We start from the raw sequence: 19851 nt of genomic DNA, 5'->3' as shown, positions 1-19851 counted from the left end.
AACTTGAGACAAGGAAATCAAAATGGACGTTAAAAAAACTTTACGTGTGTTGTTCTGCATGGGTATTAATCAGAATTTTTTTGATGCAGAACCTGCCGAAGCAAAAGCGGTTTGGGCTGCATTTGGTGAGATGTGGAACGCAATTCATGACCTGCCGGGCGTACATGTTTTTGGCAATCTCGATGATGACCAAAGTATGGTTGGCCCTAGTACAGGCTGGCCATGGACAACCTACTTATTGGCAGATGTGCCTGATATTGAAACTGTACATGCGGCGTGTAATTTGTTCAGAACCACGGTGGTAGGCGAAGGTCCTTACAAACTTTGGAAATACTGCAAAGTCGAAGCACGTGTTGGACGTGAATTGATTATTCAACGCTAAGGTGCAGGACATGGATGACAAAGTGAATTTGGTAAAAATCCTCTCACGTTTAGAACAGTTGGAAGCACATAACGCCATCCGTAATTGTCTCAATCGTTATATGGAAATTTGTGATGAGCTGAGTCCAAAGACCAATTTAGATGAGCTGATGGGGCTTTTTGATGCGGAGTGCATTTGGGAAGGTATAGGGGAAAAGTATGCCAAATCGTTTGGGCGATATGATTCTTGGCAAGCCATCTACAACATGTTCAAAAGCTATACCCAAACAGAAGGTCACTTTGTCATGAATGCTCACTTTGTCAGTTCGGAGCAAATTGAAGTGCAGCAACAATATGCCACGGCAACTTGGCTGATGTTGCAAACCTCCACTTTTCGCGATGGACGCAGTCATTTAAATAGCGCCAAGCTGAACGTGAAATTTGCACAACAGATGGATGGTAGTTGGAAAATCAAGCATTTTCAAACCCAGAATATTTTTAGTCGACCAGTGACAAATTGGCAAAGTGACGCTGAATTACCTGTCCCGCCCCAGAATTAAATTACCAATTTATCAAAGGATTATTGAAATGAATGGAATTATCTCAACACTGAATATTGGTGTGGATTATGAAGCATTGGTGCAAAGTGATCGTGCACATACGTCTTTATACAAAGATGAGCGTATCTTTGATGAGGAAATGCAGAAGATTTTTTATAGCACATGGGTTTGGGTAGCACATGCTAGCGAAATCCCAGAAGGCGGTAGCTATAAAACCATCAATATTGGCAAACAACCCGTCGTGGTCGTTCGCGACCGCAAGAAAAAAGTGCATGTATTGCTGAATCGTTGTCGCCATCGTGCTGCGACAGTCTGTGAACACAAAAAAGGCAAAACCAATAGCTTTGTTTGTCCATACCACGGTTGGAGTTATGCACTTGATGGCAGTTTACGCGGCGTTCCTTCCCCAGAAAGTTATGGTGAATGTTTAGATAAATCAGAATTGCCATTGGTCAGCCTGCGTGTTGAAGAATATAACGGCATGATTTTCGCGTCATTCAATCATGATGTAGAGCCTTTAGAACAATTTCTTGGACCTGCGAAAAAGTGGATTGATTTGTTCATGAAACAAGGTGCGGGTTATCCAATTAAAGTTTTAGGCGAACATCGTTTTACCTTCCCAGGGAACTGGAAAATCCAGCTTGAAAACACCACTGATGCTTATCATTTTCCATTGGTACACAAGTCTTTCTTAAGTTCAGTCGATGAAAAAACAGAAGAATTATTTAACTTTGAAAATCAACCCGGTTATGTCGAAGATTTAGGCAATGGTCACAGTGTGATGGTGATGATTCCTGAATTGGTCGATTTAGACGAAGAATTAATGGAACGTCCAATTCAGGAACGTTTTGAAGATTTAGCACAAGCTTTACGTGATGAAGGTCATGCGGAATTGGAAGTGCGTCGTATTGTGCGCGCTGTGGGCGGTTCTGGTTTTAACTTAAACCTGTTTCCGAACATTGCCTGTTCAATGGCATTTTTCCGAGTCATGCAGCCGATTTCAGTCGATAAAACAGAAATTCATCACTCCGTGATTACCATGGATGGCGGCCCACAAATTGCGAATCAATATCGCCTGCGTTTGCATGAGCATTTCCAAGGCCCATTTGGTTTTGGTACGCCCGATGATGCCGAAGCATGGGAACGTGTACAAAAAGGGGCAGCCGCAGGCGAAAACCTCTGGATTATGTTGAACCGTGGTTTAGCTGGTGAAGTACAAACTGAAGATGGTTTAAAAAGTGATGTGAGTGCTGAAACTGGGATGCGCTCTGCCTATCAACAGTGGAAAAAGTTGATGACGGCTTAAGGGGAATAACATGAAAATTGATTTAAATTTACTCAATGAAGTCACAGCGTTTATTTGGGCAGAAGCCGATATGCTGGATCACTCTGAGCATGATGCTTGGTTAAATCTTTGGAATGAAAAAGGAGTGTATATCATTCCAATTGATCCGACGCTTACCGATTATGAAAACAATCTGAACTATGCCTATGACGATCATCACATGCGTAAATTGCGTGTTCAGCGTTTAGAAAATGGCGAAGCAATTTCAACTTCACCCAAGGCAAATACGGTTCGGAGCATTTCACGTGTTCGGATTTTAAAAGATGAAGAAGGTGAAATCATTTTACGTTGTGCGCAAAACTTGCGTGAATTCCGTAAAGAGAACCTCAAACACTACACCGCAGATGTGACTTACCATTTAAACCGTGATACCGACGCAGGTTTAAAAATTAACCGTAAAATCATTAATTTAATTAATTCTACCGATACCTTGTCAGGTATTAGCTACATTCTATAGGAGCATCGGCATGCAACAGGTTGTATTAGTGACAGGTGCTGCTTCAGGTTTGGGCAATGTCATTGCGGAATATTTTGCTAGCCAAGGTCATCAGGTAATTTTATCTGCCAGTACTTTGGAAAAGGCGGAAAAAGTCAAAGCAGCAAGTCAGTTTCCCGAGCAAATGTTTCCAGTGAAACTGGATATTTCAGTTGAAGACGACTTTCATGCCGTGGTGCAGTGGATCGAACAAAAATTTGCAAAGCTTGATGTGTTGATCAATAACGCTACGGTCACTAAGGCAACCCCAGTTTTGGAGATTACGGCTGCTGATTTTGACTGGGTTACCCAAGTTAATCAGCGCGGTACATTCCAGTCCTGCCAAATTGTTGGTCAGTACATGGTGCAAAAAGGCTATGGGCGCATTATTAATATGGCGTCTTTGGCAGGGCAAAATGGTGGTACGGCAACAGGCGCACATTATGCAGCGAGCAAAGGTGCCATTGTGACTTTAACCAAAATCTTTGCTAAAGAATTTGCAGCTAAAGGTGTGACAGTAAATGCCGTTGCTCCTGGTCCAATGGAATCAGCCATTGTGCATAGCGTAGTGTCAGACGAAAAAATGGAACAATTTATCCAGAATATTCCTGTTAAAGCATTAGGCAATATGTCGTTTATTGCAGAAACCTGTGCGTTATTGGCAAGTCCAAATGCTGGGTTTGTCACAGGTGCAACTTGGGATATTAATGGTGGTTTATTCATGCGCTAAGCCTTGTGCCAAGCAAGTGAAAAGGAGAAAACAAAAATGACTACACTTTATGATGTTGTCGTAAAAAACCGCCATGTAGAAGGTGGCAATATTGCAGTCATGGAATTTGAATCTGCTAATGCCGAAGTATTACCTAAAATTGAAGCAGGTGCCCATATTGATGTGCACTTACCCAATGGTATGATTCGTCAATACTCGCTTTGCCAAAATCCAAATCAGGCTGGCAAGTTCAGATTAGGCATTTTAAGAGATGCAGAATCACGTGGTGGTTCGATTTCAGCTTTTGATGATTTAAAAGATGGAATGCACATTCAGGTGAGTGCACCCAAAAATTTATTTCCATTGTACCCAGCGAAACATACGGTGTTGATCGGTGGAGGTATTGGCATTACCCCGCTCATCACCATGGCCTATCAATTAGCGCATGAGGGTGCATCTTTCGAGCTGCATTATTGTGGTGCGAGCGAAGACCGTTGTGCCTTTGTCAATGAAATTAAAAATGGCGAACTAGCACCATTCACCACCTTTCACTTTAAATCTGAAGGAGCGAGCCATCGCCAGTTTTTTGAAGCCGCGATTCAGGATATTGATGTAACAAGTCATATTTATACCTGTGGTCCTGTGGGTTTTATGGACTGGGTGGTCAATCTCGCTACGACCCACAATTTCCCGCAAGCACAGATTCATAAAGAATATTTCCAAGTTGAAACTGATACTTCGGGCGATGCATTTGAAGTGATCGCTGAACGGAGTGGAAAAATTATTTTGGTAGATGCAGGAGAAACCATTTTACAGGCTCTAGCCAAACAAGGCATCAACATTGAAATGTCTTGTGAGCAAGGGGTTTGTGGCACCTGTATGTGCGATGTAATTGAAGGTGAACCCGACCATCGCGATGTGTATTTTACCGATGAAGAAAAAGCCAGTAATGAACAAATTTTGGTCTGCTGCTCTCGTTCCAAATCATCCCGTTTAGTTTTAGATATTTAAGCCTTTTCCTTGTGATATGGAAATTAAGGAGAAAAAGATGAATGTAATACAAAAAGTACAACCGTTAAGCATAGATCCTTTGCAATTCCGACGCGCATTAGGCAATTTTGCAACGGGTGTGACCATTGTCACAGCGCAAAATGAACAGGGTGAAAAAGTCGGAGTAACTGCCAATAGTTTTAATTCAGTGTCACTCGATCCACCGCTGATTTTATGGAGCATTGATAAAAAATCATCTAGTTTTTCTGTGTTTGAGCAAGCAACACATTTTGCTGTCAATATTTTGTCAGGTTCGCAAATTGAACTGTCCAACAAGTTTTCACGCCGCAATATTGATAAGTTTGAAGGAACCAATTATCAGGAAGGTGAAGGTGCGAGTTTATTATTAGAAAACTGTTCTGCCATATTTGAATGTGAACGTCACCAAGTGATTGAAGGGGGCGATCACTGGATTATGATTGGTAAAGTTGTGAAATTTCATGATCAAGGTCGCAGTCCTTTGGTCTATCACCAAGGTGCATATTCATGCGTGATGCCACATCCAAGTTTAAAGCTAAAACACAGTGAACCAACACTTTCTGAAATTCCACAACAAGGGCATTTATATAACAACGTGTGTTATTTAATGAGCCGTGCCTTTAAAGCCTATCAAACGGATTATATTCCGAAACAATTGGCATCGGGTTTTCGTACCAGTGAATCTCGATTGCTGTTAGTGCTTGCCAGCGGAACTGCTTCAAGTAAGGAAGATTTACCACGGGATATTGCTATGCCGATGCAAGAAGTAGAACGCGCAGCAGAAATTTTAAAACGTGAAGGGCTACTTTCAGATCACGAGAACTTGTATCAATTGACAGAAAAGGGCAAACAAACAGCACAATATCTGTTTGAAATCGCCGATAGCCATCAAAATGGAGTGTTTGAAAAATATCCACAACAGGAAAAAGAAGCATTCATTAGCATGTTGCGTGACTTTGCTGGTGTGGCTTAAGCAAAAATGTACTGATAAATCTTCGGATTTATCAGTTTTATTTGATCTCTGTATTGATGTTTAAGCCCGAATATATGTTTATCAGATACGTATTTTGATGTGACAAAAAAGAGCCAAGGATAATCTTGGCTCTTTTGGGGTTATTTACTAGAAATTACCATGAAGAATGCATAATTTAGGTTTTAAAATTAGGTTCGTGCAGTATTACTCTGTAAAAACTTTTCGCTATACAGTCGATAGTCTTGTAAGGATTGTTCATCAAGCCAACTTTTAACGGCTTCAATCATTGGTGGCGGACCACATAAATACATATCGAATGCTTGTTCAGCCAGTTGTGCTTTATTCAAATGTTCATGAATATAACCCGCTTTGCCTTGCCACTCATCTGATGCCTTGGTCACAATTGGGTGATAACTAAAGTTGGAAAATTGCTCAGTATAGTGGTGTAAACGCTGTTGCTCACATAAATCTGACTCTGAATTTACCCCATAATAAAGTTGAATCGGTGGGGTATTGGGTTGTTCAACCAAATTGTCGAGCATACCTAAAAATGCGGATAATCCTGTACCCCCTGCAATAAAGACCAGTGGGCGTTCTACTTCACGTAAATAGAAGCTGCCTAAAGGTGCTTCAATCAGTAGCGTCTGACCTATTTGACAACGCTCACGTAAGTAATTGCTCATTACGCCATCGGGTAATAGTCGAATTAAAAATTGTAATTGGTTTGTGGCATTTGGTCGGTTAGCAAAGGAGTAAGAGCGCCAGTCATCGGTATCTGGAATCTGCAAACGCGCATATTGCCCAGCTAAGAATTGTAGTTGAGAGCTAAAGCTACTAGCGTCCAAATGTAAAATGGCGGTAGTCTCTGAAACCAATTCAATCGCAGTGACTGTTGTTGCGATTTTTAAAGTTTCACCCGCATTACAGATGCTTGAATTATGATCAAAATAAAACGCGGCATCAGACTTTACTCGAGTTTGGCAAGCCAACATTTTTCGTTCTGCCAAATCACGTTCACTTAAAGCATCTTCATCGACATAATCTTGCGCATAGATACCCGTTTCACATTTTCCTTGGCAGGTTCCACACACGCCTTCACGGCAATCGAGTGGTAAATTAATCCCTTGTCGAACCGCTGCATCAAGCAGCAATTCGTCTTGGTTCACAGAGATAAAAAAGGTTTTACCATCGGCAAAATTTAAAGCAACAGAATGTCCCATTTCTATGCTCCTTAAACGTGGTAGAAGTCTAAAACAGAATCAATTTTGTCATTCAGCAAAATGCTGTGCTGACGACGAATCTTGAAGCTTTGCTCTGTTTGACGGAGTAGATAAGTCGCATGACCATAGAAGGAGCCTTCCAAACCTTGGCGGTTATATAGGGTATGCCAAGCCACTTTGGCTTCAACCAAACCATCTTCACGTGTTTGTACCTGCACATTGTTAATGCTGTGAAAGGTACGAGGTAAAGGGGTCGCCGATGCAGCTTTACCGGTACGAATGCGAAATACACGGTCTTCTAAACCTGAGCGATCCGCATAGTAAATATAGGACAAGCCTTGATTCGGATCTTGCACATAATTGTGGTCATCAATCCACTGTGGAATGTGATATTCACTGTCCTCATCATAAAGATCAAGATAGGCGTCCCAGTCATATTTATCGCAAAGCTCTGATTTTTTATACAAAAATTGAGAAACTGCAAATTGTAGTTGTTGTGACATGGTTACACCTCATCCGCTACGTTTTGATTTTGAAAAGTGATGTCGAGCATTTTTAATGACTTTTTCTTGAAGCCATCGAGCATTAGGCGTTGCCAATGACCGTGTTGATTGACATAAAGACCTTCATGGGTAAATTCACGCCCTGTGATAACAGGTTCAATGCCCAAATCAATTGAGTTTTTGCTTGGACCATATTCCCAAGCTTGATAACCACGTGAAATGTCACTCCAACGTTCTAGTCGGGCTTGAAACCCTTTTTGTTGTTCACGGAATTCGACCAAGTCATCAGGAGTGCCTAAACCTGAAACATTAAAGAAATCTTCAAATTGACGGATACGGTTACGACGCGCTTCAACGGATTCACCTTTCACACCGATACATTGGCTGATGACTTCTGTTTTGTTCCAAGCCACAGGACGAACAATTCGGAGTTGCGAGCTAATTTGATCCATAAAGAATAAGCTAGGGTACAGGTTCAAGTTTCTTAAACGATGCATTGCCCATTCAGCATATTTTTGACCATATTTCTCGACCATATAGGGCATAACGGTTTCATAACCTGGACGTACCGTTGGATTTGGCATATCACTGAATAAAACACTATGTCCATTTTTAAAGCTAAACCAACCATCATCGGTTTCAGCATCACCTGCACCTAATTTACTGTAATCAAGCGTATCCAGTTCAGCCCCTTTGGAAGCATTTACTTGCTGGCGATGTTGCACCGTAGAAACATAGTTATAATGCACTGTACTTACATGATAGCCATCTAAGCCATTTTCATTTTGCAGTTTCCAGTTCCCTGCAAAGGTATAGGCTGATTTGCCTTGTAGAACTTCAAGTTCTCCCGTTGGGGATTGATTCACCATTAAATCAAGGAAAATTTTGGCATCGCCCAAAAAGTCTTCTAGAGAATCTGTGGCTTGCGTGTCTAGGCTAACAAACACAAAACCCCGATAACTCGCAATGCGTCCTTGTTTAAGCCCACGGCTTGATTTATCAAAATCTTCACAGTATTCACTTGGTGCTTTGACTTTGACTAGACGACCATCCGATTTATAGCACCATGCATGGAACGGGCAGGTAAAAGTTGATTGATTGCCTTTCGCAACACGGGTCAGTGTTGCACCACGGTGTTCGCAGGCATTGACCATGGCATGTAACTCGCCGTTGCCATCACGACTGACAATAATGGGCTGACGTCCAATTTGAACGGTCAAAAAGTCATGTTTGTTGGGAATTTCACTTTCATGGCAGGCATAAATCCAGACTTTTTCAAAAATGAATTCCATTTCCAGATCGAACAGTTCTGGTTGGGTAAACATATCCCTTGCGACGCGAAACACACCATCTTGAGGGCGGAAATCGATGCATCCATCCACCAAGTCATTCCATTGTTGTAAATTTGATGAGGTCATGTGCTCAATCCTTTAGTCAATCAGCTTTAGCTTGATTGAAACGTGATTAAGCACTTGTCTCTATCCACTTTTTCCAGATGTTTATCCAGTCTGTGCTGCTTTTATTTTAAAGCGCTTAGATGTGGGGTTTGATGAGGGGGATAGGTATTGAAAGAGCCAGCTTTAATGTGCTGGCATTATTTGGATGAGTTGCTGTATCATAATATTTACATATTTATGCACATCATCTTTAAAAATCATATATTGAAGCGCTAAACCATAACTTAATGAGATAATTTCTAGAAGCTTGTATTCATGTTGAGCTGACTCTGTCGCAGAAAAATTTGGAATAAGTTGTTGTAAAACTTCTGAAACTTGCGCCTGATGATTCTGCCAAACTTGCTGATATTCATTGGAAAATACTTCGTCACGTGCCGCATATAATTGCAATTCAATTGAAATTTTCAACCATTCATCATTCTGGAAAAAATCGATTAACCACTGTTCGAGTGCGGCTATTAAATCAGACTGTATTAAATGTGTCTGAGTAATAATTTTCTGTAATTGCAGATTTTCTTGTTCAAATTGAATTTTCATTAAGGTCAGTAAAAAATCTTCTTTGTGCTCAAAATTTGAATAAAAAGCACCTTGCGTATAGCCTGCCTTTTTTGAAAGATTCCGAATGGATACCGCACTATAGCCTTGCTCAGATATAAGATGAAATCCTGCTTCAATTAACTGATTTCTAGTTTGAATTTGTTTTTCATCACGAGAAATTTTTGTGGGTTTCATAGATTAATTTAAATTTTAAATATCACTTGATATCTTAAACTTTAAGCGTTATTTTGGCTAGGTCTATTTCAGATATCAGATGATATCTGAAAAGATAAATCTGTTCTAACCTAGAGAAGAATATGAGTAAGCAGTTGAAAAGAAAAATAGTGGTCATCAATGCTCATCCATCATCAACAAGTTTTAATCAAGCTTTAATGCAAGCCTATATTGAAGCTGTACCATCTGACTTGCAGGTTGAAGTGATTGAAATTGGCAAATTACATTTTGATCCAAATCTGAAATATGGTTATGAACAAAGAATGGAGCTTGAACCCGATTTACAAGCAGCATGGTCTAAAATAATGAGTGCGGATCATTTGGTTTGGATTTTCCCAGTGTGGTGGGGTGGTTTACCTGCTGTAGCGAAAGGGTTTATTGATCGTTTATTTCTTCCTAGTCAGGCCTTTAGTTATTTTGAAAACAGCAACCGTATTCGTGGGCATTTAAAACGCAAAACGGCCAGAATCATTACCACCTTAGACCAAGCAGGTTGGACGTATAAATGGTATTTTGGCGAACCGAGCACACGACAACTTAAAGATACGACATTAAAATTTTGTGGTGTAGGATCAGTAAAGACACATTATTTGGGTTCTATACGGGGTTCTAGTTTAGCGCAACGTCAAATCTGGCTGGGATTAATGAAAGAACTGGCGCAACGTGATTATGCCAACTTGATGAAAAAATCCGATCAAGGATTAGTGCAACGGCTTCGACTTTATTTCAGTCATTGAAAGCATTGAGATGGTAAGGCAAAAGTATCCTATCCATACTCAATGCAAAACAGGTTCTATTTTCTACAAAAGACTAAAGCTCGCTTGAAATGAGGTTTATATTCCAAATTTCTTGCGGTAGCGCCACAAACTGGTTCGGCTAATGCCTAGGGCCTGTGCTGTCAATCCCAAGTCATATTGATATTTTTTGAGAGTTTGCTGCAAGGTAAAGGCATCCAGTTTTGTGGTGTTGATTCGTATAGGTTGTTCATATGTTTCAGTTGTAGATTCAGAATCTTGTGCTGCATGAATGATCTCATCAGGTAAATCAGAAATCGTAATTGCGAAACGACCATTCGCCATTGCCAGTGCATATAACAACGTATTCTTGAGTTCGCGCACATTGCCCGGCCAGTCATATGCCATTAAAGTTTGCAGGGCATCCTCTGAAAGAAGAGGGGCTTGCGCTGAAGTCCGATGTTCATTCAGTAAAAATTCGGCAATCAAAGGGATATCTTCTTTGCGTTCACGCAGTGGCGGTACGAAAATCGGGATGACCCTTAAACGGTAGAGCAAGTCTTGACGGAAGCGTCCTGACTTGACTTCTTCACGTAGTGCACGATGAGTCGCTGCAATAATACGGACATTCGACTTTAACGATTTTTCACCACCTAAAGGCGTGAACTCTCCTGTTTCGAGAACTCGTAATAATTTGGCTTGTAGTTCCAGTGGAATTTCGGCAATTTCATCCAGAAATAAGGTACCACCTGCCGCACGTTCAAAGACACCTTTGTGTTCACGGATTGCGCCAGTAAAAGCTCCTTTAACATGCCCAAATAATTCACTTTCTAACAGACTGGCATTGAGCGCAGCACAGTTGATGGCAATAAACGGATGCTTTTTTCTTTGACTGTATTGATGAATAGCCTGTGCCACAAGTTCTTTTCCACTGCCTGATTCCCCCCGAACCAGTACAGGAAATTCGGTAATTGCAACCCGCTCAATAATGGAGAACATATGCTGCATTGAACTTGACTGGCTATGAAAAGTCTCTTGTAGAGATAATGCTGTTACAGGCTTTGGTTTTACCGTATTTAAAGAAACAGGCTGCAATACAAAAATTTCGCCTACAAACTGTTGATCAAGTACATCGAGTTTTTTCCTAGTCAATAAATATTGAGCAGAGCTTTCAGGCAGATGAATCAGCCCAGTTTGTAGTTGTGTATTTTGAATTAAATGCTTGAATGTCGTGATAGTTTTTTTATTAAATTCGGATGTGCCATATTCATAAATAAAGTTTTGGCTCTGCTGTTCTTGAATCAAGATCAAACTTTCATCAATAAGACTTTGTAATTGTTCTAAAAATAATTCTAACTGAGTTTTTAAAGAAAAACGAAGAGTCGGCATGGTGTTTCACTATGTGTTTCAGTTGTTTCTTATTGAAACACAAAATGAAACAAAGATGGAATGGTATAAAAGGGTGAATTTATAATTTAAATTTTAATATATTGTTTTTTATGAATATAATTAAAATAGCTAAAAGTTGGCACCATGTTTGCAATTTAAGAATAAAGAAACGTATTTATTCAGGTGTTACAACATGATCTTTCATCAATTTTTTGAAGTAGAAAGTTCAACTTATACTTATCTATTGGCTTCAGAGCAGACACGTGAAGCTGTATTGATTGACCCAGTTGCTTCTGAAATAGACATCTATACCCAGTATTTAGAAATGCATAACTTAACACTGGTCTATAGTTTGGATACGCATGTCCATGCGGATCATGTTACCGCTGCCAATTTATTACGTGAAAAGTTTGCTTGTAAAACCGTATTACATCGCAATTCAGGAGTGAGTTGTGGCGATATATTTATCACTGATCGAAGTGTGATTCGGATAGGTGAAATAAATATTGAAGCACGTTATACCCCAGGGCACACCAATGCATGTACCAGTTATGTTGCAGAGGGTATGGTGTTTACAGGGGATGCTTTGCTGATTGATGGTTGCGGACGTACCGACTTTCAGGAAGGCAATGCCGAAATCTTGTATGACAGCATTCATACTCAAATTTTTACTTTGCCAGACGAGACTCTTGTTTACCCAGGTCATGATTATAAAGGTCGTTTAGCTTCGACAGTCGGGCATGAGCGTCTGCACAATTCACGTTTGGGCACAGGCAAAAGTAAAGCTGAATTTGTAGAAATTATGAACAATTTGAATCTTCCTTATCCGAAAAAAATTGATATCGCATTACCTGCCAATAAAGCTTGTGGTCAGTAAAGGAGAGAGAAGATGCAATTAAAACAAGTCAATACTGAATTTTGGGTTGCCGATCAAATTACTACGCAAGATATTGAATTGATCGCAGCACGTGGTATTAAAACCATCTTTTGTAATCGTCCAGATGGTGAAGGTCCCGATCAACCGAATGTGGCTGAAATTGAACAGGTTTTACAACCTTATGGGATTCAAATTCAGTATTTGCCTGTGGTGAGCGGTAAAGTGACTGATGAGCAAGCCGAAGAATTTAAACACCTCTATACGCAAGCTCAAAAGCCTTTATTGGCATATTGCCGATCTGGAACACGGTCTATTACCCTTTGGGCGTTGTCTCAAGTAACAGATCAGACCTTAGAGCAAATGTTATTGACAGCAAGAACTTTAGGATACGACTTGCAAGGTGTAATCCCCCGTATTTTAAAGCAATCGGCACATGCACAAGAACATATTCCAAAGTTGAGTGTGGTCATTGTAGGGGGCGGGGCTGCGGGTATTTCTGTGGCGTCAAGCTTACTTTCACGTCAGCCGAATTTAGATATCGCCATTATAGATCCCACAGAAGTTCATTACTACCAACCGGGTTGGACCATGGTGGGAGGTGGTATTTTTAAGCCTGAAAAAACTGTGCGAACTATGGCAAGCTTAATTCCAAAACAAGTTCAATGGATTAAAGCGGCAGTGGCAGCTTTTGATCCAGACAATAAGCAAGTGCTGTTGGAAGGGTGCAAGCCGCTGAATTATGAGGTCTTGGTGGTTTGCCCAGGGTTAAAACTAAATTGGCATGGAATTGAGGGCTTGGTCGAAACTTTGGGTAAGAATGGTGTGACTTCTAACTATCGTTATGACTTAGCCCCTTACACTTGGCAGTTAGTCCGAGAAATGAAACGCGGTAAGGCAGTTTTTACCCAACCGCCGATGCCAATTAAATGCGCGGGTGCACCGCAGAAAGCCATGTATTTATCTGCGGATCATTGGCAAAAGCAGAGCGTACTTAAAGATATCCAGATTGATTTTTACAATACGGGTGCAGCGTTATTTGGCGTGCCAGCCTATGTGCCTGCCTTGATGGAATATGTCAAACGTTATGACGCTAATTTGCATTTTAACCATCAACTCATCAAGGTGGATGGTCGACAAAAGCGAGCTTGGTTTAAGCAACTGAATGGTGAAAACAGTCCTATTATTGAAACCGATTTTGACATGATTCATGTGGTACCACCACAGCAAGCTCCAGACTTTATTCGGGCAAGTAATTTAGTCGATCAGGCAGGTTGGGTTAGTGTCGATCAACATACCTTACAGCATACCCAATATCCGCATATTTTTGCTTTGGGTGATGTCATGAATGCACCAAATGCCAAAACAGCCGCCGCAGCACGTAAGCAGGCGCCGATTGTTGCCGTGAATGTGCTGGAATATTTACAAGGTGGTGCCAACTTTGCCCAATACGATGGTTATGGTTCATGCCCACTTACTGTAGAGCGTGGAAAAATTGTACTGGCCGAGTTTGGTTATGGTGGCAAGTTGCTCCCAAGCTTTCCAAAATGGCTGCTTAATGGTGAACAACCGACACGACTGGCATGGCTGTTAAAAGAGCAGATTCTTCCACCGATGTATTGGGATGGCATGCTCAAAGGGCATGAATGGCTGGTTAAACCTAAACGCTAATTATTTTTTAACTCCTTAAAAAACAAGTCCCTATCTGTCATTTCATAGATGGGTTAGGGACTCTTTTATTTAAAAAAGAGTCCACCTTGAGGTAAAGAGGTCTAGAACCATGTGGTTGTTAGTTTTAGAAGGCTTGGCAATAGGATGTTTGCTTGGCATGACGGGTGCTGGCGGAGGAATACTCGCAGTTCCTGCACTGATGGCGAGTCAGGGATGGAGTGTGGCTCAGGCAGCCCCAGTCGGCTTATTGGCTGTCACCTTGTCGGCTTTTGTGGGAACAATTCAGGGTTTCTTCAAAAAAATCGTGCGTTATCGTGCTGCGATTTGGATTGCACTGATTAGTATTCCTTCAGCACGTTATGGTGTACAGCTTTCTAATATCATTTCTCCAGTCTGGTTGAGTATTGCTTTTAGCTTAGTGATGTTGGTGGTGGCTTATCGAGTCTTTTTTAATAAAGTCAATGATATGGAAAATCCACCTTGTAAAGTGAATAAATCGACTGGACGACTCATCTGGAATTTCAAAACAGCTTCTGTATTGGGTTTTATTGGTGTGGTTGCAGGGTTGTTGACTGGACTACTAGGTGTAGGCGGAGGCTTCGTGATTGTGCCTGCCTTACGTAAAGCCACAGATTTAGACATGAACAGTATTGTCGCCACTTCACTGATGATTATCTTCTTGATCGGTGGTGTAAGTATTTCAATCCATGTATTGGATGGTTTTCAGTATCCCATCAGTATTTCAGTAACCTTTGTGATTGCTTGTATTGTGGGTATGTTATTAGGACGTAAAGCAACAAACCTTGTGCCATCAAGCGTTATTCAAAAGATTTTTGCCATAACTGTGATTGTGGTCGCTATTTCAATGTTGGTTAAAGTGCTGGCTTGATGTATCCCAAGATTGATATAAGACGATAAATCTACAACTGAAGATAAAAAGTAAAGCTAAGAATGGGCGTCATCCTTAGCTTTACTTTTATAGCAATATTACGACATCTACCAATTGCTCATCATGATGAAGAGTATATTCTATGTGTGAATGCGTTGAAGCTAATCGAATTATACTCAAAGACTCAATATGGTTTTAATGTGTAAACGCTTGTTTATTGTGATCACGCCATTCGGAAGGACTTGTGCCAAACCAATGTTTAAAATTACGACTGAAAATGGAGAGTTCTGCATAACCGAGTTGTAAGGCTAGATCTGTGAGACTGACATTACCCGCGTTAATCATACGAAGCGCTTCTTTCTTGCGGACGTTTTCGAGCAAATCACGATAAGTCGTGCCTTGCATCTTTAAGAGCCGTTGTAACTTTTTTGGATGCATGCCCATACATAAAGCAATATTTTCAATACTACAGTCACCTGTTGCCATTAACATGCGAACTGAGCTTTCAATTAGAGAAGTGTCGTTATCACCTTTGGTACTACTTTGCGTTTCCAGTCGCTGTACGATCAGTTGATCTACCAGATCTTCATTAAACGCATAAGGTTTATGCGTTAAAAAACTGGCTGGAAAATACAGTGCATCTTCTTCTGTTTTGAACTCAACTCGGCAAGCGAAATGGTCAGTAAATACTTTAGGGTGTTTGGGAGCATGTTGCTTAAGATGAATTTTTTCGGCATGCCATGCAGGTCCAATTAAATCTTTTAAAATGTTAGTCACGAGGCAGATTGCCAGTTGTGACTTTTGTGGGACTTCGACATTGTATTCACTTAAGCGAACAAAAGTGAGTTTACAAAGTTGTTCACTCACTTCGCTGACATGAAAAACCACGCCTTCAGCATGCAGATAGACATATTTCTGTGCGACACGTAATGCATCTAAAATGGTCGCTTGTCGGGACATATACACGCCAATTAAACCAATCGTGCTAATATTTTGTAGTGCGCCAAGTTTTAAACCAAAACATTCTTCTTGGCAGTGCAAAGCAGCATTTTCTAATAAACTTAAATAATGATCATAATGAATGAAAGCATCTGGATCGCGTAGTAAAGATGGCAAAATACCGACTTGTTTTAATATTTCTATAGGATTTACACTGTAACTACGAACAAGTTCTTCGAACCCGCCAAGGCTGGCTGCACGGATATAACTTGCCATAACAATGATCCTGAATGTCCTAAAAGATCAAGTTAGTGTCCTAAAAAGTCAAGCTTAATTCAAGTGTTTTGTTAGAGTAGAGTAAGAGATTTTCTCCATTTAGGCATAAGAACGCGTCTACCACCGTTAGCCGTTAAAAGGAAAGACTATGGAACTTACAGTTCAGTCGCATTTAGAGCAAACAGTTATCGAACAGACATTACAAGACTGTTTCCAATTACAGCGCACGAGCTTTCATCAGCAAGGTATTGAAAGCAATTCACAACGCAAACAGCATTTATTGAATTTAAAGGCCATGATCAATAATCATCGGGAAGCGATTATTGAAGCTTTAAATCGTGATTATGGCAATCGTTCACGTCATGAAACTTTACTGGCAGAAATTATTACGGCTACTGACGATATTAATAGCAGTATTAAACATTTGAACCAATGGACGAAGGTACAAAAGCGTAGAGTCGATCACAGCATGTACTTTGGTGCCAAGAATCGCCTAATTCCTCAACCACTGGGTGTGATTGGCGTTATTGTGCCGTGGAATTTTCCAATTAATTTGATGTTCTCGCAATTGTCCGCCGTGTTTGCTGCGGGGAATACCGCTATGGTGAAAATGTCGGAAAATTCACGTCATTTGGCAGAGTTGCTTATTGAGATTAGCCCTAAATATTTTGCCAAAGAAAAATTACAAATTTTTGATGAAACAGGCGAAGTTGGTGTCGCATTTTCAAAACTGCCATTTGATCATCTGATGTTTACGGGTTCTGGTACTACAGGACGTAAAGTAATGGCGGCTGCGGCTGAAAACTTAACTCCTGTGACTTTGGAACTCGGTGGTAAATCACCTGCTGTCATCGATCCAGAATATCCTACCGACAAAGCGGTTGAGCGGATTATGTTCGTGAAGCAGTTTAATGCGGGACAAATTTGTACCAATGTTGATTATTTATTTGTGCATGAATCGAAACTTCAGGAATTTATTGAAACTGCGAAGGCTTGGGTGCAAGAGCATGTGCCTGATATTCATAGTAAAGATTATACTTCGGTGATTGATCATCGTGCTTACCAGCGTTTAGTTCACAGTCTAGCTGACGCTGAAGCCAAAGGGGCAACGCTGATTAATTTAAACCAACAAGAAGCCGATGCTGCAACACGAAAAATTCCGCTGACTTTGGTGCTCAACAGCACTGCTGAGATGGAAATTGATACGCGTGAAACCTTCGGCCCCATTTTGATGGTGAAAACCTATCAAAGCCCTGATCAAGTGGTCGATTACATTGTACATCGTGATCGACCATTGGCATTTTATCCATTTAGTCACAATAAACGCTTAGTCGAGTTCTATATTAGTCATGTCATGTCGGGAGGTGTGTCTGTAAATGATGCATTATTCCACGTTGGACAACATGACTTGCCTTTTGGTGGTGTGGGGGCAAGTGGGATGGGGCATTATCATGGTTATGAAGGCTTTCTCACGTTCTCAAAAATGCGCCCAGTATTTTATCAGGCAGGGTTTTCGAGTTTGAAGTTTCTGGCGCCGCCGTATGGCAAGTTTGCCACTTGGGTGCTGAATTTTTTAATTCGTATGAAGTCTTAGTTTTACTGTTTAAACCCTTAAATAGGGCAGTTGAGCTTCAGAATAATTTTTGAAGCTCAGGGCTGATGCATGTTTAAAAATAAAAAAAGCTATTAAAGGAGTTAATAGAATGGGTGATCAACATTTTGATTTTGATCAGATTGTCATTGGATCTGGTTTTGGTGGTTCGGTCAGTGCGCTACGCTTAAGTGAAAAAGGCTATAACGTCCTGATCTTAGAGAAAGGTTTACGCCGCGAAGACCATGATTTTCCAACCACCAATTTAGATACCAAAAATTATTTGTGGATGCCTGAGTTGGGATTCAAAGGCACCATGCAATTTACCTTTACCAGTAAGACAACCATCTTACATGGTGTAGGCGTGGGTGGCGGTTCACAAATTTATGCCAATGTACATTTGATTCCACCCGATGCGGTTTTTGAGTCAGAGGCATGGACTAAAATTCGGAAAGACTGGAAAGAAACGCTCAAACCATTTTACGGTTTGGCGCAGCGCATGTTAGGAACAACCCATAATACCTATACCAATGTAGCAGACCATACATTAAAAGCAGTCGCAAGCGAAATGGGCTATGCCAATTCTTTTAAAACGGTGACTACTGGCGTCTTTTTTCCGCAAGCGGATGGTCAACAAAATAAAGCAGTGAAGGACCCGTATTTCAATGGTGATGGACCAGAGCGCAAAACCTGCAATTACTGTGGTGCATGTATGTTGGGTTGCCGTAATAATTCGAAAAACACCTTGATGAAGAATTATCTGTATTTTGCCGAACGTAATGGGGTTGAGATTCGTCCAAGTTCTGAAGTCATCAAAATTACCCCGCTAAATGAAGATGGTAGTTCGGGTTATGAACTTATTGTTAAAGAAACCCTAGGGAAACAAGTTCGTCAGTATAGTCTACGCAGTCGTGGGGTGGTATTGTCTGCAGGGGTAATGGGTACTGTCCCGATGCTGCTCAAAATGCGGGATCAACACAAGACTTTACCGAATATCTCGAAACTCTTAGGGCAAGAGATTCGCACCAATTCGGAAACCTTAACCACAGCGAACAACACGCGTGAACGATTAGATGATGGTGTAGCGATCAGTTCCTTTATTTCAGTCGATGCAGATACCAATATTGAAGTGACCCGTTTCCCTGAAGGGGCGGATGCTTCTTGGGTCTACATTCCTTATGTACCCATGGTCACAGGACAAGGTTTTATTCGTTTTATGAAGTTTGTATTCAATACCTTGTTACACCCTTGGAAAACTTATAAAGTCCTGCGTTATAAGGGCAAAGCTAAAAATTCTATTATCTTATTGGTCATGCAAAAGTCAGAAGCCTTTATTCATCTGGAATGGCGCCGTAAGTGGTATCGATTGTTTAAAAATAGTATTACTGCAGTTCAAAAGCCTGAAGACACACCATTGACGGTTTCATTCCCTGCGGCTGAAAAAGCGACCAAACTGATTGCTGAAAAACTGGGTGGAGAACCTGGTTCTGCATTGACAGAAATTATATTGGGAACACCTACTACAGCTCATATTATGAGTGGTGTGCCGATGGGGCGTGACCAGTCAAATGGTGTGGTTGATTTTACAGGGCAAGTCTTTGGTTATAAGAACCTACGTGTGATTGATGGCTCAATTGTCCCAGGTAATTTAGGGGTAAATCCATCTTTAACCATCACTGCATTGTCTGAATTTGCCATGAGCCAAATTCCAGTCTTTTCTGAACAAAAAGCTTCGAAGATCAAGCGTATTCAGTTCAGTCAGCCTTTAGATGGGCAAGTCTCGGAATTAAAAGGTACAGGTGACTTAGCGATTGCCTTGGCTCAAGCTTAATAGATTCAATATTTGACCTATGACTCAATGGGTAGTTATAGGTCAAATTATCCAATATATTGTTTTATTAAAAAATTTTTAGTATTTTTCAAGACTAAAACTAAGTGTAAGCTATAATCAATTTCATTTGAGTGAATTAAAAAAATGGAGATGGTAATTTTATACTTTATATATTTTAATAAAATATAATTATTTTAAGTGTTTAGTGTGTATTTATTTTAGTTTTTCGAATTAGGCTTTGTAAAATATCTCATC

19 protein-coding genes are annotated in these 19851 nt (G+C 40.6%); 13 read left to right on the top strand and 6 right to left on the bottom strand.

The window, feature by feature from the left end:
* Positions 1–22: 22 nt before the first annotated feature.
* The 7 genes from F4W09_RS12585 to F4W09_RS12555 are packed head-to-tail and all read left to right on the top strand — an operon-like array spanning position 23 to position 5451.
* Positions 23–382: a hypothetical protein gene (locus F4W09_RS12585; protein ID WP_044740343.1), complete on the top strand. Its 360-nt coding sequence runs from the start codon at positions 23–25 to the stop codon at positions 380–382.
* A 10-nt stretch (positions 383–392) separates the two neighbouring features.
* On the top strand, positions 393–920 hold the full coding sequence (locus F4W09_RS12580) for a nuclear transport factor 2 family protein (protein WP_044740344.1): 528 nt from the start codon (positions 393–395) through the stop codon (positions 918–920).
* Positions 921–948: 28 nt separating this feature from the next.
* Complete coding sequence (locus F4W09_RS12575) at positions 949–2226, top strand: aromatic ring-hydroxylating oxygenase subunit alpha (RefSeq protein WP_016166450.1); 1278 nt, start codon at positions 949–951, stop codon at positions 2224–2226.
* 10 nt (positions 2227–2236) lie between these two features.
* Complete coding sequence (locus F4W09_RS12570; RefSeq protein WP_151504998.1) at positions 2237–2722, top strand: aromatic-ring-hydroxylating dioxygenase subunit beta; 486 nt, start codon at positions 2237–2239, stop codon at positions 2720–2722.
* 10 nt (positions 2723–2732) lie between these two features.
* Entirely contained in the window at positions 2733–3470 is a 738-nt protein-coding gene (locus F4W09_RS12565; RefSeq protein WP_151504997.1) for an SDR family NAD(P)-dependent oxidoreductase, read from the top strand.
* Positions 3471–3506: 36 nt separating this feature from the next.
* On the top strand, positions 3507–4460 hold the full coding sequence (locus F4W09_RS12560) for a PDR/VanB family oxidoreductase (protein WP_151504996.1): 954 nt from the start codon (positions 3507–3509) through the stop codon (positions 4458–4460).
* A 37-nt stretch (positions 4461–4497) separates the two neighbouring features.
* Positions 4498–5451: a p-hydroxyphenylacetate 3-hydroxylase reductase component gene (locus F4W09_RS12555; protein ID WP_016166446.1), complete on the top strand. Its 954-nt coding sequence runs from the start codon at positions 4498–4500 to the stop codon at positions 5449–5451.
* Positions 5452–5639: 188 nt separating this feature from the next.
* Here the strand turns inward: F4W09_RS12555 and antC are convergent, their stop codons facing one another.
* The 4 genes from antC to F4W09_RS12535 form a co-directional block, all read right to left on the bottom strand.
* Positions 5640–6677, bottom strand: a complete 1038-nt coding sequence (antC, locus tag F4W09_RS12550; RefSeq protein ID WP_171492435.1) for an anthranilate 1,2-dioxygenase electron transfer component AntC — start codon at positions 6675–6677, stop codon at positions 5640–5642.
* Between the two features lie 5 nt (positions 6678–6682).
* Positions 6683–7174: an anthranilate 1,2-dioxygenase small subunit gene (gene antB / locus F4W09_RS12545; protein WP_151504994.1), complete on the bottom strand. Its 492-nt coding sequence runs from the start codon at positions 7172–7174 to the stop codon at positions 6683–6685.
* Positions 7175–7176: 2 nt separating this feature from the next.
* Positions 7177–8592, bottom strand: a complete 1416-nt coding sequence (gene antA / locus F4W09_RS12540) for an anthranilate 1,2-dioxygenase large subunit (RefSeq protein WP_151504993.1) — start codon at positions 8590–8592, stop codon at positions 7177–7179.
* Between the two features lie 162 nt (positions 8593–8754).
* The gene (locus F4W09_RS12535; protein ID WP_151504992.1) at positions 8755–9363 is read right to left on the bottom strand and encodes a TetR/AcrR family transcriptional regulator; all 609 of its coding nucleotides are present in this window, start codon (positions 9361–9363) and stop codon (positions 8755–8757) included.
* 122 nt (positions 9364–9485) lie between these two features.
* Between F4W09_RS12535 and F4W09_RS12530 the strand changes: the two genes are divergently transcribed.
* Positions 9486–10139 carry an NAD(P)H-dependent oxidoreductase gene (locus tag F4W09_RS12530; protein WP_104441965.1) on the top strand — a complete coding sequence of 218 codons (654 nt, stop codon included), beginning with the start codon at positions 9486–9488 and terminating at the stop codon, positions 10137–10139.
* Positions 10140–10235: 96 nt separating this feature from the next.
* Here F4W09_RS12530 and F4W09_RS12525 read toward each other — a convergent pair whose 3' ends face one another.
* Entirely contained in the window at positions 10236–11525 is a 1290-nt protein-coding gene (locus F4W09_RS12525) for a sigma-54 interaction domain-containing protein (RefSeq protein WP_151504991.1), read from the bottom strand.
* Positions 11526–11718: 193 nt separating this feature from the next.
* Here F4W09_RS12525 and F4W09_RS12520 point away from each other — a divergent pair, with 193 nt between their 5' ends.
* From F4W09_RS12520 to F4W09_RS12510, 3 genes are all read left to right on the top strand, one after another.
* Complete coding sequence (locus F4W09_RS12520) at positions 11719–12402, top strand: MBL fold metallo-hydrolase (RefSeq protein WP_044740354.1); 684 nt, start codon at positions 11719–11721, stop codon at positions 12400–12402.
* 12 nt (positions 12403–12414) lie between these two features.
* A complete protein-coding gene (locus F4W09_RS12515; protein WP_151504990.1) occupies positions 12415–14070 on the top strand; it encodes a bifunctional protein tyrosine phosphatase family protein/NAD(P)/FAD-dependent oxidoreductase in 1656 nt (551 codons plus the stop codon).
* Between the two features lie 109 nt (positions 14071–14179).
* Positions 14180–14959, top strand: a complete 780-nt coding sequence (locus F4W09_RS12510) for a sulfite exporter TauE/SafE family protein (protein WP_016166437.1) — start codon at positions 14180–14182, stop codon at positions 14957–14959.
* Positions 14960–15154: 195 nt separating this feature from the next.
* On the opposite strand, the gene F4W09_RS12505 is transcribed toward F4W09_RS12510, so the two are convergent.
* Positions 15155–16174, bottom strand: a complete 1020-nt coding sequence (locus F4W09_RS12505; RefSeq protein ID WP_044740356.1) for an AraC family transcriptional regulator — start codon at positions 16172–16174, stop codon at positions 15155–15157.
* A gap of 148 nt (positions 16175–16322) precedes the next feature.
* On the opposite strand from F4W09_RS12505, the gene F4W09_RS12500 reads away from it, so the two are divergent.
* Both F4W09_RS12500 and F4W09_RS12495 read left to right on the top strand, forming a co-directional pair.
* Positions 16323–17768, top strand: a complete 1446-nt coding sequence (locus tag F4W09_RS12500) for a coniferyl aldehyde dehydrogenase (RefSeq protein ID WP_151504989.1) — start codon at positions 16323–16325, stop codon at positions 17766–17768.
* Positions 17769–17877: 109 nt separating this feature from the next.
* Positions 17878–19596 (top strand): GMC family oxidoreductase, encoded by a 1719-nt coding sequence (locus tag F4W09_RS12495; protein WP_151504988.1) that lies wholly within the window; start codon positions 17878–17880, stop codon positions 19594–19596.
* The last annotated feature ends 255 nt before the right edge of the window (positions 19597–19851 follow it).

It is taken from the genome of Acinetobacter tandoii (genome assembly GCF_008867985.1).
Classification (GTDB): domain Bacteria; phylum Pseudomonadota; class Gammaproteobacteria; order Pseudomonadales; family Moraxellaceae; genus Acinetobacter; species Acinetobacter tandoii.
This window is presented reverse-complemented; position numbering and strand designations above follow the sequence as displayed.